Source organism: Candidatus Binataceae bacterium (genome assembly GCA_035294265.1).
In the GTDB taxonomy this organism is placed as follows: domain Bacteria; phylum Desulfobacterota; class Binatia; order Binatales; family Binataceae; genus DATGLK01.
On the sequence record DATGLK010000013.1, the window covers coordinates 1 to 14,809 of the forward strand.

Below are 14,809 nucleotides of genomic sequence, written 5' to 3' on the forward strand. Positions count from 1 at the left end.
CTTCCTTATTTAGCGGGATGGCCAGATCCACTCGTCATTGCCGTGCACGCGTACCTGCGCGGTTCGTTTTCTAGGCCTGTGGTGTCCAGGTAGACGGCCGTTCCAGGCCCTGGCACTGGAAAGTCAGGCGATTTCAGCTAACGCACGGTCCGGATAGTCGGTAATGATGCCGTCCACGCCCAAGTCGAGTAGCCGGCGCATCTCGGTGCGATCGTTGACGGTCCAGACATGAATCTCGATTCCGAGCTGATGCGCCATGGCAACGGAATCGGCCGTGACCAAATCAATGCCGCCATGTTGTGGCGGAAGCTGAAGCGCCTGTGCTGGCGTTATCGGGCGCTGGTGGTTGATGAAAGCCTGCCAGAACTGGGCGACTTCGCTGGCCGAAAAGCCAGTTGGGATCTCGGGGGCCAGGCGGCGCATCTCCGAAAGCGGAGCCTGATGTTCCGAGGCGATTAGCACGCGCCGCCGCATGCTGGTGGCTTCCAGCACGCGGTCAAGAATCGCTGGAAGCGGGCTTGCCTGGGGCGGCTTGATCTCGATGACGAAGTAGCTATCCATAAATGCTGCCAAGACCTCTTCCAGGCGCGGCACGCGTATTCCCTGGCCGCGATAAGGAAATCCCCGGTCGGGAGCGAAGTGATAGCCGCCATCGAGAGCGGCCAGTTCGGCGTATGTCAGAGCGCTGATCGCGCCATGACGATCGGTGGTGCGGCCGAGATCGGGGTCATGGCAAACCGCCAGAATCCCATCGCGGGTGGCATGCACGTCCAGCTCGAAATAACGTGCGCCCAGACTATGCGCGGCGGCGAATGCGGCCAAGGTATTCTCGGGCCGAAGGCCGGCACCACCGCGGTGGGCAATCACGCGTGGCGGGTTTGGATCGAAAAAGGCGCTGTCGAGTGGCTGCGCCACCAGCTTTTTCCAACCTATTAAAGCAGGGGCTTCCCGTTGACCTACATCGAAGCGCTATCGTTGTCGAGGGCGGCCGCGGAGGCACGACGGTGGCGCACGTGATGACGATAGCGATAACGATGGTGACGCAGGTGAACCGGCGTAGTGGCGCTGGCGGTTAACATCCCCGGGTCCACGGGTTTGGCAATTGTAAGCGGTAAATCGGGGTGCGTAACCCGATCCGCAACGCGGCCAGGAAGCTGCTCGGCGGCGAGCGTAGCAGGCGGCATATTGGCGTTGGGCAGCTTGGCCAACTCGCCATCCCAACGATTCTTGAATTCATTGAAAAGCGCCATCCGGTTGCTTGGAATCGAGGCCGCCTGGTCCAGCTTGACGGTCAGCGGGTTCAGAAAGTGCCCCTCTTCATACAAGGCATAGTGCAGATGCGGGCCAGTAGCCAAGCCGCTGGCTCCTACCCAGCCGATCACTTGACCGATCCGAACTGCCGCACCCGGGCGGGCGGCTGAGCTGATTCCCGATAGATGGCCGTACACGCTGGTCAAGCCGTTGTTGTGCTTGATGCGCACGCAGCGCCCCAATTCGCCAGCCCAGCCGGCGAACTCGACCACCCCGTCCCCGGCGGCCTTGACCGGCGTGCCATAACCAGCCGCCAGGTCAACACCGACGTGAGGGCGATAGACGTGGAGAATAGGATGATAGCGGGCGGCGGAAAAGGTGGAGGAGATGTACTTGAACTTGACTGGATAGCGCAAAAACTGCGGTCCAAGCTGACGCCCCTTGGCGTCATACAAGTGCTCATTGCCGTGCTGGTCGCGAAAGCTGAAAGCTTGCAGCTCCTGATGCCCAGTTTTGATGTCGGCCGCCTTCAGATCCGCGTCTTTGGTATGAGTGCCATCCGCAGTGACAAATTCGCTGTAAACCAGCTTCAGGAAGGCTCCGGCGTGTAGACGGGCGCCGAAGATGTTTGCCAGCCGATCTATGATAGTGGACGGCAAACGGTTGCGCGCTCCGGTCAGGTTGGGCTGTAGGGCTAAACTGCAAGTCACTGTGTGCGGCAGGTAGGTGAGCGGTTTGCGCGCCGCCACCACCACGCCGCCGCCCAGCGAGCGCTCCACCACGCTGCTGGAGTCATCCAAATCGTAGCGCAGACCGCGCAATTGGCCGCCCGGCTCCTTGTCCAGCTCGACCAAATGGCCGGGGCGTAAGACCACGCTGTGAGCAGTGGCGCGAAAAGCTTTCTCCCAGGTGCTCCATTGGGTGCTGTTGAGTCCCACCTCTCGCAGGAGGGCCAAAATCGTAATTGCCCGGCGCAGCTGGAAATGTTCGGTAGTAGGCGGTGGTGCCGCTTGTGCCGGCGGTTCGGCGATGTTTTCGTAGACGGCGGGGGCGATAGTTCCAAGGCTTGGCGATTGCTTCGCCTTAGCCGGCAGGCGGCAAAGGGCGGCGGCACCAGTGCCGTTTCCCAAATCGTTTCGCAGTGCCAACAACGCCGGGGTCGCAGCCCCAAGCTGGGGTGCGGTGCCAGCTTGATGGGCCGTGCCACGCGCCGCAAGCCGCAAGTGTTGGGGCTTGCCACGCCAAGGGCTCCTGACCAACGCCACTGTCAGCAGGGTCAACAGCAATCCGGCGGCGGCCACGCTGGCGGCCTGCCAGAGCGAATTGCGCGATTTTGACCCAAGACCTTTCATAGTTGGCGCATACTTATTTGATAGAAGCCAGAAAAGCAAGCGAATCTGGCCCATTTTTGGACACTGGCGGACTGTTTATCGTATGGTTGTTGATAACTGCCACTGCCTGCTAAGGTCGGTTGTCAATGAGTATAATCGGCTTGGACTGGGGCCGTCGCCGAATCGGGGTGGCGGTGGCGACAAGCTTGCGCTTTGGCGTGCAACCACTCGCTATCATCCAGCGGCGCTCGATCCGCGAGGACTGGGCGCGGCTTACAGGCTTGGTGGAGCAATGGCGACCCGAGCGAATCGTGCTCGGCTTGCCGCTCAATCCAGATGGCTCCGAAGGAGCGGCCGCTCAGGCCGCGCGCCGCCTTGCTAGGGAGCTGGCTAACCAATTTAAGCTGGTGGTGGAGTTGTTTGACGAACGGCTGACCAGCTTCGAGGCGAAGGCCCGTGTGGCAGAACTGGCGGGGGAGGGGGTGGCGCGGCGCACCCCAGTCGATCCGATGGCAGCCGCGCTGATCCTGGAGGGTTGGTTGCAGGCTCAGGCTGCGAGTGAACCCAGGCCTGCGCCTGCGCGGCGCGCCGAGGGTAATCGCTAAGCAAAGCGGCCGAGGGTGGCTTGGCCCCACTGAGAGCGGATGGCGTTGCGCGGCAAAACGGTAAGCGTGGCGGTGGCCGCGCTGGCGGTCGGGCTGTTGGGGGTGGCAGTTTATCACCTGTGGTGGCAACCCGGACCTCCCCTGAGCCCAGCCCGAACCGTTCTGGTGCAACCCGGCCAGGGGCTCCGAACGATTGCGCCGCGGCTGCGCCAGCAAGGGGTTGTGCCCAGCGCCTTGGCGCTGGAGGTGCTGGCCCGCATGCTGGGAGTGGCAGGCCAACTCAAGCCTGGGCTATATCAATTCGTCGGCGGCGAAAGTCCAAGCGAAGTCTTGGGTCACCTGGTGCGCGGCGACGCCCTGTTCGTGACCGTGACTATTCCCGAGGGTCTCACCGTGCACCAGATCGCGCAAAGGCTGGAAGCGGCGCGACTGCTGTGCGCCGAGCAATTCGAACAAGCCGCGCGCCGCTCGCCACTGATCGACGCAGTGGGCTTGGCACCGCTGGGGGCCGAAGGCTATCTTTTCCCCGCAACTTATCGGTTTGCGCCTCAAGTCACTCCGCGCCAAGTCCTGGTGGAGATGCTCAGACGCTTTACGGCGCTCCTGACCCCAGCGGTGACAAAACGAATTTTCGAGCTGGGCTTGACTGTCGATCAATTGATAACCTTGGCCTCGATGGTGGAAAAGGAAGCCAAAGTACCGGCCGAACGACCCCTGATCGCCGGGGTGTTTTACAATCGTTTGCACTTAAATATGCCCTTGCAGTCCGACCCCACCGCGCAATACAGCTTCGACGGCGCTCAGCTTCCGGTGGCCCAGGCGGTTCACACGCCGTCGGCTTTCAACACCTATGCGTTTGCCGGCCTGCCGCCCGGCCCGATCGCCAATCCCGGCCAGGCGGCGATCCAGGCGGCTCTTTATCCCACCCCGACCAACTATTTATACTTCGTGGCGCGTCAAGACGGGACGCACATCTTTTCGCGTTCGCTAAAGGAGCATGACCGCGCCATTGAAAGTCTGCGAATGTCACACAAAACCGCCGCGCCTCCTACCGAGTTGGGCCGGCATTGAGCAGAGGGGGCGATGGCCGATCCGCTGCAGGTAATCGACCAGGTGTGCCGGCGCCGCGCCCGCTTGGCCGCGGCGTGCGCCGCGGCACGATGGCTGCCGCCAGCCCTGCTGACAATCGCAGTGGCGCTGGGGTTGAGTATGCTTGGGGCCCATACCTGGGAGCGCTGGGGCTGGGCGTTAGCTCGCCGGATTCAGGCGCACCTGCAGGTGGGGCTTTGGGCGGCAGCCGCGGCGGCACTGCTGACGGCTGCGCTGGTGGGCTGGCGAGCGGCGGTTGCCAATAGCCAACGACTGGCCGCGGCCGAGCTGCTTGATCGCCATTTGGGCAGTCATCAAACCTTGATTACTTTGGTCAGCGTCCCGACCAGCCAGCGCAGCGCGCTATTTCCGCTGTTGTGGCGCCACGGCGCCCAGGCGGTGGCAGGACTCGATCCGGTAAGGGCCCTGCCGTTTCCGTGGGGTCGCATGATTCGGCAAGTTTTGGCCGCCGGCCTATTCAGTTTCCTTGGGCTGGTGTTGGTTTTAATTTTGGTAGTTGGGCTTACCAACAATCCGTTGGTTGACCAGGCCCATCAGTTGCGTAAGCTGGCCCGCGAGATGGAAGGTCAGGCCCACGACGCCCAAGGCCGCCGCTTGGCCGCATCCCTCAACGCGGCTGCCGCCGCGCTGGACAATCCGCGCTTGCCTGCCCAGGTCAAGTTGAAACAGATAGCCGCCGCCAGACGTGAGCTTGAGCAGGCCGAGCAACCGCCACCTCCTGCACCCGGTCGCAGCGGACGCTCGGGTGGCAACGGCACCTCGGGTGGCACGGCCAGCCGCCAAGCGGGTAACAATCCGGGCAAGGGGGCGCAGGGCCAGGGCGCGGGCTCCGAGAGCGCGGGCAACGGGACGCAGGGTAATAGCTCCGGCGCGGGGCATCAGGGAAAAGCACCAACGCCCGGCGATGCGCTGGCGGCAGCTCAGCACGACTTGACCATGGCCGAAGCGGCGCTTAGCCAAGCTCCGCGCATGCCCTCGGGGAAAGATCAGAGTAGCGGGAGCCAACCCTCCGGCTCGCAGCCCCAGCCCAAGATGTTTGCGGCCACCGGTCACCCGCCGCAACCTAATCGTAAGCCGCAGGGCACTATCGTGCAGCCCAACGCGATTGCCAACGCCTCCAACCTGGGCACTCCCCGGCGCAATGAATCGGGCACCGCTAAAGGCGACACTCATTTGGGGCAATTCCCCCAGCCGGTACGATATGAGCGCTTCTACAAGCCCGGCGAAGGGCCCGGGATTGGGATCAAAAACGCCCGCTACGTGCTCTTTCGCATTCCTCCGGCCAGTCCCGCGGTGGGCGCGGGCCAGGTGGTGCCCGACCAGGAACGGCCCGCCGCCACCTTGCCCTTCGCGAACCTGCCCCTGGATGAGGTCAAAGTTAAAGCCGAGCCGCAGGAGTCGCAACTGATACCACCGCGCTACCGCGAGCTATTGCGTTAAGCTAAGGAGAGATGATGGGAGCTGCGCCGCAAGCAAGACCCGAAGATCGGGTCAGCGAATTTCGTCAGATTTTCAAGCGGGTCGAGGACGAGGTGGGGCGCGTTATCGTCGGCCATCAGACGGTTTTGCGCAAGGTGCTCACTGCCTTGTTTTGCGGCGGCCATGTTTTGATCGAGGGGGTGCCGGGTTTGGGCAAGACCCTGCTGGTCAAGACCGCCAGCGAGGTTTTGGGGCTGAGCTTCAAGCGCATCCAGTTCACCCCCGATTTGATGCCCTCGGATATCACCGGCACCCAGCTCTTGAGCGACACCGACGGCCACCGGCAGTTCGAGTTCAAGCCCGGGCCGGTGTTCGCCCACATGGTGCTGGGCGACGAGATCAATCGTGCCACGCCCAAGACCCAATCCGCCATCCTGGAGGCGATGGAAGAACATCAGGTGACCGCGTTTGGGGTTACCTATCCGCTCGAGCCGCCGTTTTTTGTGCTCGCCACGCAGAACCCGATCGAGTTGGAAGGAACCTATCCGCTGCCTGAGGCGCAAATGGACCGCTTCCTGTTCAAGGTTGTGATGGGAGCACCCAAACCCGAGGAGCTGCGCGAGATCCTCAATCGCACCACCGGCGCACAGCAGTATCAGCTGCAACCCATTCTAGACCCGGCCCGGGCGCCGGTTCAGATAGAGCAGCTTAAGCTGCTGGTGCGCGAGGTCATGGTGAGCGAGCCGGTGGAACGCTACGTGATTGGGATCATTTCCTCGTGTACCCCTGGCAGCCCGGGCGCGGCCCCGGAAATCTCTCAGTATTTGCGCTTTGGTCCCAGTCCGCGCGGGGCTCAGGCGCTGTTGCTATGCTCCAAAGTCAATGCGCTGCTAGAGGGGCGAGTCAACGTTAGTTACGAGGATGTGGACGACGCGATTATTCCGGCCTTGCGCCATCGCTTGCTGCGCAACTTCCAGGCGGAGGCCGAAAATGTCTCCTCCGAAACTCTGCTGGAAACCGCGCTTAAGCGGCTGCGCAAGCCCAAGGGCTGAAGATGCTGGGGCTGCCCGACCAGTTCAGTGCTGAGTTCATCGCGCGACTGGAGCAGTTGCGGATTAAGACCCGGCGCGAGTTTGCCGGCTTGGGGCATGGCGCCCATCTGTCGCCGCGACGCGGTTCCTCGCTGGAGTTCAACGACTATCGCCACTACGCGCTGGGCGACGACATGCGCTACATCGACTGGAGTCTTTACGGGCGCAGCGACAAACTCTACATCAAATTGTTCAAGGAAGAAGAGGACCTGCTTACCTACATCTTTGTGGATGCGAGTGCGTCGATGGCTTATCCGGCCGTCGACCATAAGTTCCAGGCCGCCATCGCCACTGCGCTCGCGCTGGCCTATGTGGCCCTGGCCTCGGGCAACCGGGTGATGGTGCGGGTGATGGCGGGTAGTGGCTCTCTTCCCGCTGGCGGTTTTGTGATGGGGCGCCATCGGGTAAGCGAACTGAGCCGTCAACTGCTGGCGGTGCGGCCCGCCGGCGCGCTCGACTTGGCGCCCGCGATGGCGCGTGAGCTGGCGGCGATCAGACGGGCGGGCAAGCTTTTTCTGGTCTCCGATTTTCAGATGCGACTGGATTCGCTGCGCCAAGGCTTCGGTCTGCTGCTGGCCGCCAATATGGATGCCAGCGCGGTGCAGATTTTGGGTGAGGCCGAGCTGGAAGGTGCAGGCCTGGAGGGAGATGTGGAGGTGGTGGACGCGGAGAGCGGCGAACGAGTGCGAGTAGCCATGAGCAAGCGGGCCCGCGAGCAGCATCGTACTACCCTGACCCGGCTGGCCCGCGAGGTGCGCGTTTGCTGCTTGCGCGCCGGCTTGCGCTACGCCCTTTACAGCACGGCTCATGGCTTCCAGGATTTCTTTCTGCACGCGGTCACCGAACTTGGTTTGGTGCAGTAACTGACCCGCCCATGGGATTTCTTTATCCGGGCGCGCTGACTGCCTTCGCCCTGGTCCCGCTGTTGGTCGTAGCCTACCTGGTGCGCGAGCGGCCGCGGCGAGTGATCGTCTCCAGCGTAATCAGCTTCTACGCGCTGCGTACGCTGCGCGCTCAACGCCCGTGGGGTTGGCCGCGGCTGGATTGGCGCTTTGTGGTGGAACTGCTGATCCTGAGCCTGGTGGTATTGGCGATGGCCGGACCATACCAGATTCGCCCGCGCACACCCATCGCCGTGGTACTGGATAATTCGGCCGCCATGCAGGTGCGCGAGCCTGACGGCGTGCGCTTTGCCCAGGCTCGTCAGCGCCTGTTGCGCGAGCTGCCCGAGCAAGCCGATCTCGAGGTAGCGCTTTACCTGACCGCGCCTGCACCCCATCTCTTGGCTAGCGGCTTGGATAGCGTTCAGGCCCGCGGCTTGATTAGCGCCGCCCACCCACTGGATGCTCCCGATGACGGGGCGGCGACCGCGCGGCTGCTGGCCGATCTTGCCACCAGCCATCGCTTCTCCAGCATATTGGTCGCCAGCACCCACCCATTCCTACCTCCCGTGCCCGCGATTTTCCACTTGATTACCGTGGGTACCGCGCTGCCCAACTATGCGTTGGGTTCCTTTACCGTCACCGCCCAGAGCTTCGGGGCAAGCGCGCTCAAGGCTCGCTTGAGCTTGGCCAATTTCAGTTCCCAGGCCCGCACGGTGAGGGTCGATTTGTACGGCGACGATAAGCCGCTCGCCCACGCGCAGCCGCAACTTGCCGCGCGCGAAGTAAGTACCCTGGAATTTCCCTCCGTGTCGCGCGCGATCGCCTACCGCGCCCAGCTTTTGCCCACCGATGCCTTCTCTCTCGATAACGTGGCCTACGCCTCGGCTGCAACCGGTGATGTCGTCCGCCTGCTTTTTGTTTCGCCTACGCCCCACGATGCGCAGGGGCTGTCCGAGTTACCGGGACTGGAAGTCACCACCATGACTCCCGAACAATATTCACCCGACCGCGTCGGCGCCGATCTGATCGTCTTTGAGTACGCCGTGCCCAAGGAACTGCCTGGGGCCAATGCTTTGCTGGTGATGCCGCCGGCGGACGATCCGATTTTCGGTTTGCAGTTGGCTCGTGCCGCGACGACCCAGGTGACGTCCTGGCGCTCCCCCGATCCGCTGACTGACAACGTCAATTTCCGATTGCTGCAAATGCGGCAGGCGCAATCCTTCAAAACCGGCAGTTGGCTGGATACGGTGGTGGAAAGCAACGCTGGCGCTTTGATCCTCGACGGCAGCCATCAGGGTCATCGCTATGTCGTGATGGGTTTCAATCCGTTTCCATACCTGGGTAGCCGCAACCTGCCAATGTCGATCCTGACTCTCAATGTGCTGGCCTATCTGTCTGGCTTCGGCTCAAGCGAAGTGGGCTATCGCACCGGGCGGCCGTGGGTTGTACCCTCGGGCATCACCCAAATCGTGACGCCGCGTGGGGTGCGCTACCAGGTTAAACCAGGCCAGCTTTTCAGTGGCGACAACTCCCAAGGCTTCTACAAGATGAGCGGGCCTGGCGGACAGCAGCGTCTTCGCGCGGTCAACCTGGATGATCTCACGGTTTCGGATTTGGAAGATCGTCAGCCGCTGAAACTGGAGCTGGCTCCGGCACCGCCCGCGCCACCCTCCACGTTCGCCCAGCGCCGCTCCTTAACAGCCTATCTGCTCGCGGCCATCCTGCTGTTAGCCGCCGGCGAGGCGCTGCTGATTTACCGCCGCCCGGCGATGGCTCGGACCGTCTGATGAAGCTGCCGCCACCCATTGCTCACGCCTTAGCTTCCATCCGGCTTGCTCATCCGCGCGCGCTGGATCTGCTGGGGCTGGTCGGAGTGTTGCTGCTGTGGTGGCTGCTCCAAGTGCGCCGGCCGCGTGAGGTGCTGGCGCCACTGCTACGCGCCCTGATGCTTGCCTTGGTGGTGATGGTGTTAGCCCAGCCCCAGCGCCTGAGCAGCTCGGAGGGCGCCACTCCTCCGGTGGCGGTCGATCTGTCCACCAGCATCACACCCTCGATGCGCGAGTATATCGGGGCTCTGTTGCGGGATCAGCTCAAACTGCGTGACTCCGATCCGGCAATCGCCTTCGGGCGCACCCAGGTGATGGAAAGCATAGGCGATGTGCGCCGCCAACTAGCCGGTCCTGGTTGCGAGGCCTGTGCGCCCCAGCATACCGACCTGGAGGGGGCAATCCGAAAGTTGATGGCGCTGGACAGCGGTGGTGCGCTGGTCCTGATCACCGATGGCTGGGAAAACCTCGGCGATGCTTCGTCGACGATCAACGCATTGCTGGCCGCTCATAGTGCGCTTGATATCCTGACTCCGCCCGGAGCCGGGGTGCTGCCTAACGTGGCGGTTAGTGGCCTGACCTTGCCCCACGCCCTAGCCAGCAGCGAGGCCTTCCAGGTCGGGGTTTCGCTCAGCAACATGAACGATCATGCGGTGGCGGGCACGCTGAGCCTGCTGCAAAACGGTCAGCTAGTAGAACAGCGCCGAGTGACTCTGGCCGCAGGCTCGACCAGGATAGATTTCCCGGTGCGCGATGCCGGGGTGGGACTGACCTCATATGAAGCGCGGTTCACTCCGCTCAAAGCGAGTGACGATCTCTATCCTGAGGACAACTCGCGCCAAGCGTGGGTCGGGATCGGAGCCAAACGCAAGATCCTTATTTTTACGCAAAATCAGCGCGAGTCGGCCTATGTGGAAGCAGTGGCGCGCAGATTGGGGTTGGAGCCGCAGGTAGCCAGCGCCCGGCAAACCACTTTTGACCGCTCGCTCAGTGGCTTCGACGCCGTCATCCTGAACAATATCGCGCGCGAGCAACTTCCCGCCGCCACTCAGGAGGCCTTGATCCACTACGTTTCTGCCGGTGGCGCGCTGGCGATGGTAGGTGGTGACCGTAGTTTCGGCCTGGGCGGATGGCAGGGCAGCGCGCTGGCCCACATCATGCCGGTGATCATGAAGCCGCCGCAGCATCAGGAACGCCGGCGCGCACTGGTGTTGATTGTCGACAAATCGGGGTCAATGGGGCGCGAAAACAAGCTGACCTATGCCAAAATGGCGGCCGAGACCGCCTTGAGCAGCCTGCGCCCCGACGATCTGATCGAAGTAATCGGCTTCGATTCGCAGCCCTTCGTCGTGGTGCCACTGGTGCCAGTCAAGGAAGCCAGGCCCTACTTCTCCCAGATGGTGGATCGGCTCAAGGCGCGCGGGACCACCTATTTGATGCCTGCGCTGCAACAGGCCGATCGTGACTTGGCGGCCAGCGGGGCGGCCATCAAACATATCGTGATTCTGACCGACGGCGAGACCGGCGGCACAGCGGCCATGTACTACGACCTGGTGGCGTCGATGCATCATCAGGGCGGCGTCACCGTCTCCACCGTGGCCATTGGGCGCGAGGCCAACCAGACCTTGCTCGATGCCATCAGTCGCTACGGTGGGGGCGCCGCCTATCAGACCGATAGCCCCAAGGCGCTGCCCGATATCACCTTGCAGGATACCCGCCAGCACACCGGCGAGTTGACGTTGGTCGAAAAGCGCTTCGTTCCGCAGACCGCCAATCCCGATCCTGTGCTCAAGAATTTGGCCGGTCGTCGCTTGCCACCAATTGACGGCTTTGTTAGCACCCAGTTGCGGCCCGGAGCGCGACTGGATGCCTGGACCACGCGCGCGGGTCAGCGTGAGCCCCTGATCGCCAGCACCACTTACGGCGCCGGCAAGACGCTGGCCGTCACCACCGATGCCGGTGGGCGCTGGGCCACGGGTTGGATCAAACAAAATGCATTTGGTCCGCTGTGGGACCGCTTTCTCAAGTGGATGACTCCGCCGGTGGTAGCCACACCCAAATTCGACGTGGCGATGGGCTTTCGCGATGGCCGGGTGCAGCTCCATATCACCGATTACAGTGCCAATCCGCAGCGCGAACTGGCGGTGGTGCGGGCGCGGGTGGTGCGACCCGATGGCAGCCACGAGGAGGTCCTGCTCACCCCGGCCGCGCCCGGCGAGCAGCAAGTCAGCTTTGCCGCACCTGAGCCTGGAACCTACTACATCACCTTGCGCTCGGGCCTGGCTGGCAAGGACCAACCCTTTCCCCCCTTGGCCTATACCGTTAGCTCGGCGAATTTTATCGAAGTTCCGCGTGTGAGTCCCAATTACGGATTGCTTGAGCATCTGGCTTCGGCCACGGGCGGGCGGCTCAACCCCTCGGTTGCGGAAATCAAATTGGCGCGCCCGCGCTTCGAGAGCAGCGAAGGCTTCTCGCGCCCCTTGCTGCTCACCGTGATGATCCTGCTGATGCTTGAGGCACTGGTGCGCCGCCTGACTGCGTAAAACGGCGGTTTTCGATGGACGCAACCCCGAATCGATTCACTCACCCTTTAAATATCTACGCGCTCGGGCTGATTATGGCCGTGGGGGCCGTCCTGCGCCTGCCAGGGCTGGGCGCTGCCGAACTTAGCCCCGATGAAGCCGCGTCGTGGCTCGCCGCCAACGCACCGACCCTGCTTCAGGTATTGCACCGGCAGGCGCAGTTGAATCCGGGTAAGCTGCCGCTGTACGAGGTCGTGCTTCACGGCTGGATCGGCATTGCGGGCGAGGGCGTGGGCGCGATGCGCGGATTGGCACTGCTGTTCGGACTGTTCGCGATCGCGCTGACCTATTACCTGGGGCGCGAGCTGATGTTGCTGGATAAAGCACCGCTGGATGCCGCCGAGCGCGTCGGTCTGAGCAGCGCGCTGCTGTTCGCCGTCAGCCTCGTGATGGTCAAGTACGCGCGTCAGGTTCGAATGTACGAACTGATGCTGGCTCTGGTCCTGGCCCAAAGCATCTGCCTGTTAGCGGCACTACGCCGCGCGAGCTGGCCGCGCTACTTGGCTATCGTCGCCCTGGTAGTCTTGGCGCTGGGCGCCAACATGATGGCCGTATGGGTCTTCGCAGCTCAAGGATTGTGGCTGCTGTGCTGCTGCAGCACCGACAAAAAGCGGCAACCGATGGGGCGGTGGGGCGCGCTGGCGGCGCTTGTGGCTGGAGTGCTGCTGACCGCGCCGATGCTGTGGATCGATCTGCGAATAAGCGAAGGCACGCTAGATTCGGGGGCCTTGCTGTGGATTCATCGGCCCGATCTCACCGAGCTGTTTTCCTTCTTCAATCGTGGCAGCGGCACCTTTCCTTTTCCCATCCTCGCGCTACTGGCGATCTGGGGCGTGATCGCGCGCTGGCGTACCGAGCGCACGCTGGTCAGCTTTGCGCTGTTTTGGATGTGGCTGCCGGTCGTGATGCTGTTGTTGGTCTCCTGGCTGATCACGCCTATGCTGGTGGAGCGCTATGCGCTTACCTGCTTCGTACCGTTTTTCGTGCTGGCCGCGTTGGGTGTGGAGTCGATAAAGTCGCGGCTGGGGGCGGCCGGCGCGCTCGGCTTGCTGGTCGCGCTGTCGGTGGCGCACACCGTGGCTTTTCTCCAAACCCCACTGGATAATTCCTGGCGACGCGCCGCCGATGCGATCGCGGCTAGCGGCCAGCTTGGTCCGGTGTTGTTTTCGCCCCCCGCGCCTGAAGCGGTCATGGCCTATTACCTGGGTAGCGACTATCGCTTCCTGACCCTGGAAAGCCCCGGTGACTGCGCCAAGGGCGCCATCTTCGTGTTGTGGGACCATGATCTGGGGCCAGCGCGGCTCCAAGCGGCGAAAGCGTGCGCTAAGGGCTACCGAACCCCCATCTATCATCACGCCGATTTGACGATCCTGGGACGCTGAGTAATCGCGCGGGCGCGTCGGGTGGCGGGTGAATCGCGCGTAGGCAGATAAACCTATCCTGACTGTTCGGCCTGTTTCTTATTGTGACAAGGTTTGCCTGACTTCCTGCCAGCTTTTAGGCTAGCTTATGCAGTTTGCGCGTTGGAGGGGACAGAGGAGCCGGGGTTGAGCGAGGGCGCGGCAAATAGCGTAGGAAAGAGCGGCCGCGGGCAGCCCTCCGCGCTCACTGTTATCACGGCGATAGTAATTTTGCTGTTGTACCAGGGCTACACCCTCTCGGTACCGGGGATAGCCGCGCCTTGGATTGCCAAGAGCTTTCATCTTGATGAACAGCAACTGGCCCAACTGTTCGCCTGGATGTCGGGAGCCGCGGTCGGATCGTTGTTCCTGGCCCGTGCCGCCGACCGCTATGGGCGCCGGCTGATAATTATTAGTTCGCTGGTCGGAGCTTCGCTGTGTTCTTTCGGAGCAGCGCTAGCAACCTACCCGCCCCTTTTTGCCCTGATGGAGATCGTGGTGTCGGCCCTGCTCGGCGGGTCAGTTTCTTCGGCAATCGCGCTGCTGGCCGAAGAGTTGGCGGTTGATCAGCGGGCGCGAGGACAAGCCGCCGCAGCGCTGGCGGGCGCCGTCGGTGGGGTGCTGGGATATGTGATCATGCCGCTGCTGGCCGACGCCAATTACTCCTGGCGCTGGTTGTTCGCCCTCAGCGGTTGCGGCTTGGCGCTGGTGATGCCGATGGCACGGATGCTGCCGGGGGGAGGGGAATGGCAGCGGGCAGCGGCTGCCGGTAGCGTTTCGCAAAGCCGCATCTACGATATTTTTGCTCCGCTTTATCGCCGGCGCACCTTGACCTTGCTCGCCTGTGCCGCGCTCGACACGATTGCGGGCACTGCCGTCAACGGTTGGTTGTACTTCGAGACTGTCACCATCTTCGGCCTTTCACCCACTCGAGCCAGCACGCTGGTAGTGGTGGGAACCGGGATCGGCATGCTGGGCTTTCCCCTAGGAGCCTGGAGCGCGGAAAAATTTGGCCGCGTACCGACAGTTACCTATCTGGGCGGCGCGGCTTGGCTGGGTGCGGTGGCATTTTACTGGGGCACCGGTGGTGCGATTACCTCAAGCTGGATCTGGCTAATCGTTGCCTATAGCTGGTTCAAAATGGGCGCCAGCGCAATGACCGTGGGGGCCAATGCGGCGGCCACCGAACTCTTCCCTGCGGCTTTGCGCACGACCATCATTGGCTGGCAGATGATTACCTCCTCGGTCTTCACCATCCTGGCCCAGATAGGGATCGCGGCCTTGATTCAGCCACTGGGCGGGCTGACTTT

Annotated in this window: 11 protein-coding genes; 9 read left to right on the top strand and 2 right to left on the bottom strand. The window is 62.8% G+C overall.

Going from position 1 to position 14,809, the window contains the following annotated elements:
- Window positions 1-123 precede the first annotated feature (123 nt).
- Complete coding sequence (locus VKV28_02485) at window positions 124-915, bottom strand: glycerophosphodiester phosphodiesterase (protein HLH75650.1); 792 nt, start codon at window positions 913-915, stop codon at window positions 124-126.
- A gap of 41 nt (window positions 916-956) precedes the next feature.
- Window positions 957-2,603 carry a M23 family metallopeptidase gene (locus VKV28_02490; protein HLH75651.1) on the bottom strand — a complete coding sequence of 549 codons (1,647 nt, stop codon included), beginning with the start codon at window positions 2,601-2,603 and terminating at the stop codon, window positions 957-959.
- Window positions 2,604-2,728: 125 nt separating this feature from the next.
- On the opposite strand from VKV28_02490, the gene ruvX reads away from it, so the two are divergent.
- The 9 genes from ruvX to VKV28_02535 form a co-directional block, all read left to right on the top strand.
- Complete coding sequence (ruvX, locus tag VKV28_02495; GenBank protein HLH75652.1) at window positions 2,729-3,187, top strand: Holliday junction resolvase RuvX; 459 nt, start codon at window positions 2,729-2,731, stop codon at window positions 3,185-3,187.
- A 39-nt stretch (window positions 3,188-3,226) separates the two neighbouring features.
- The gene (mltG, locus tag VKV28_02500) at window positions 3,227-4,258 is read left to right on the top strand and encodes an endolytic transglycosylase MltG (GenBank protein HLH75653.1); all 1,032 of its coding nucleotides are present in this window, start codon (window positions 3,227-3,229) and stop codon (window positions 4,256-4,258) included.
- Between the two features lie 12 nt (window positions 4,259-4,270).
- Window positions 4,271-5,737, top strand: coding sequence for a hypothetical protein (locus tag VKV28_02505; GenBank protein ID HLH75654.1), 1,467 nt, complete (start codon window positions 4,271-4,273; stop codon window positions 5,735-5,737).
- An 11-nt stretch (window positions 5,738-5,748) separates the two neighbouring features.
- Window positions 5,749-6,768 carry a MoxR family ATPase gene (locus tag VKV28_02510; GenBank protein HLH75655.1) on the top strand — a complete coding sequence of 340 codons (1,020 nt, stop codon included), beginning with the start codon at window positions 5,749-5,751 and terminating at the stop codon, window positions 6,766-6,768.
- A 2-nt stretch (window positions 6,769-6,770) separates the two neighbouring features.
- Window positions 6,771-7,670 (top strand): DUF58 domain-containing protein, encoded by a 900-nt coding sequence (locus VKV28_02515; protein HLH75656.1) that lies wholly within the window; start codon window positions 6,771-6,773, stop codon window positions 7,668-7,670.
- A gap of 11 nt (window positions 7,671-7,681) precedes the next feature.
- Window positions 7,682-9,478, top strand: a complete 1,797-nt coding sequence (locus VKV28_02520; protein HLH75657.1) for a BatA domain-containing protein — start codon at window positions 7,682-7,684, stop codon at window positions 9,476-9,478.
- Entirely contained in the window at window positions 9,478-12,060 is a 2,583-nt protein-coding gene (locus VKV28_02525) for a VWA domain-containing protein (GenBank protein ID HLH75658.1), read from the top strand. Before VKV28_02520 ends, VKV28_02525 begins: the two co-directional genes overlap by 1 nt.
- Before the next feature lie 74 nt (window positions 12,061-12,134).
- Window positions 12,135-13,481, top strand: coding sequence for a glycosyltransferase family 39 protein (locus VKV28_02530; protein HLH75659.1), 1,347 nt, complete (start codon window positions 12,135-12,137; stop codon window positions 13,479-13,481).
- A gap of 165 nt (window positions 13,482-13,646) precedes the next feature.
- The coding region (locus VKV28_02535; GenBank protein ID HLH75660.1) for an MFS transporter at window positions 13,647-14,809 on the top strand (1,163 nt) is incomplete at its 3' end.

What these genes read in the sequence shown, in the direction of transcription:
- VKV28_02490 (HLH75651.1), bottom strand. Translation starts at nt 2,603, where the DNA reads ATGAAAGGTCTTGGGTCAAAATCGCGCAATTCGCTCTGGCAGGCCGCC.
- ruvX (HLH75652.1), top strand. Translation starts at nt 2,729, where the DNA reads ATGAGTATAATCGGCTTGGACTGGGGCCGTCGCCGAATCGGGGTGGCG.
- mltG (HLH75653.1), top strand. Translation starts at nt 3,227, where the DNA reads ATGGCGTTGCGCGGCAAAACGGTAAGCGTGGCGGTGGCCGCGCTGGCG.
- VKV28_02505 (HLH75654.1), top strand. Translation starts at nt 4,271, where the DNA reads ATGGCCGATCCGCTGCAGGTAATCGACCAGGTGTGCCGGCGCCGCGCC.
- VKV28_02510 (HLH75655.1), top strand. Translation starts at nt 5,749, where the DNA reads ATGATGGGAGCTGCGCCGCAAGCAAGACCCGAAGATCGGGTCAGCGAA.
- VKV28_02515 (HLH75656.1), top strand. Translation starts at nt 6,771, where the DNA reads ATGCTGGGGCTGCCCGACCAGTTCAGTGCTGAGTTCATCGCGCGACTG.
- VKV28_02520 (HLH75657.1), top strand. Translation starts at nt 7,682, where the DNA reads ATGGGATTTCTTTATCCGGGCGCGCTGACTGCCTTCGCCCTGGTCCCG.
- VKV28_02525 (HLH75658.1), top strand. Translation starts at nt 9,478, where the DNA reads ATGAAGCTGCCGCCACCCATTGCTCACGCCTTAGCTTCCATCCGGCTT.
- VKV28_02530 (HLH75659.1), top strand. Translation starts at nt 12,135, where the DNA reads ATGGCCGTGGGGGCCGTCCTGCGCCTGCCAGGGCTGGGCGCTGCCGAA.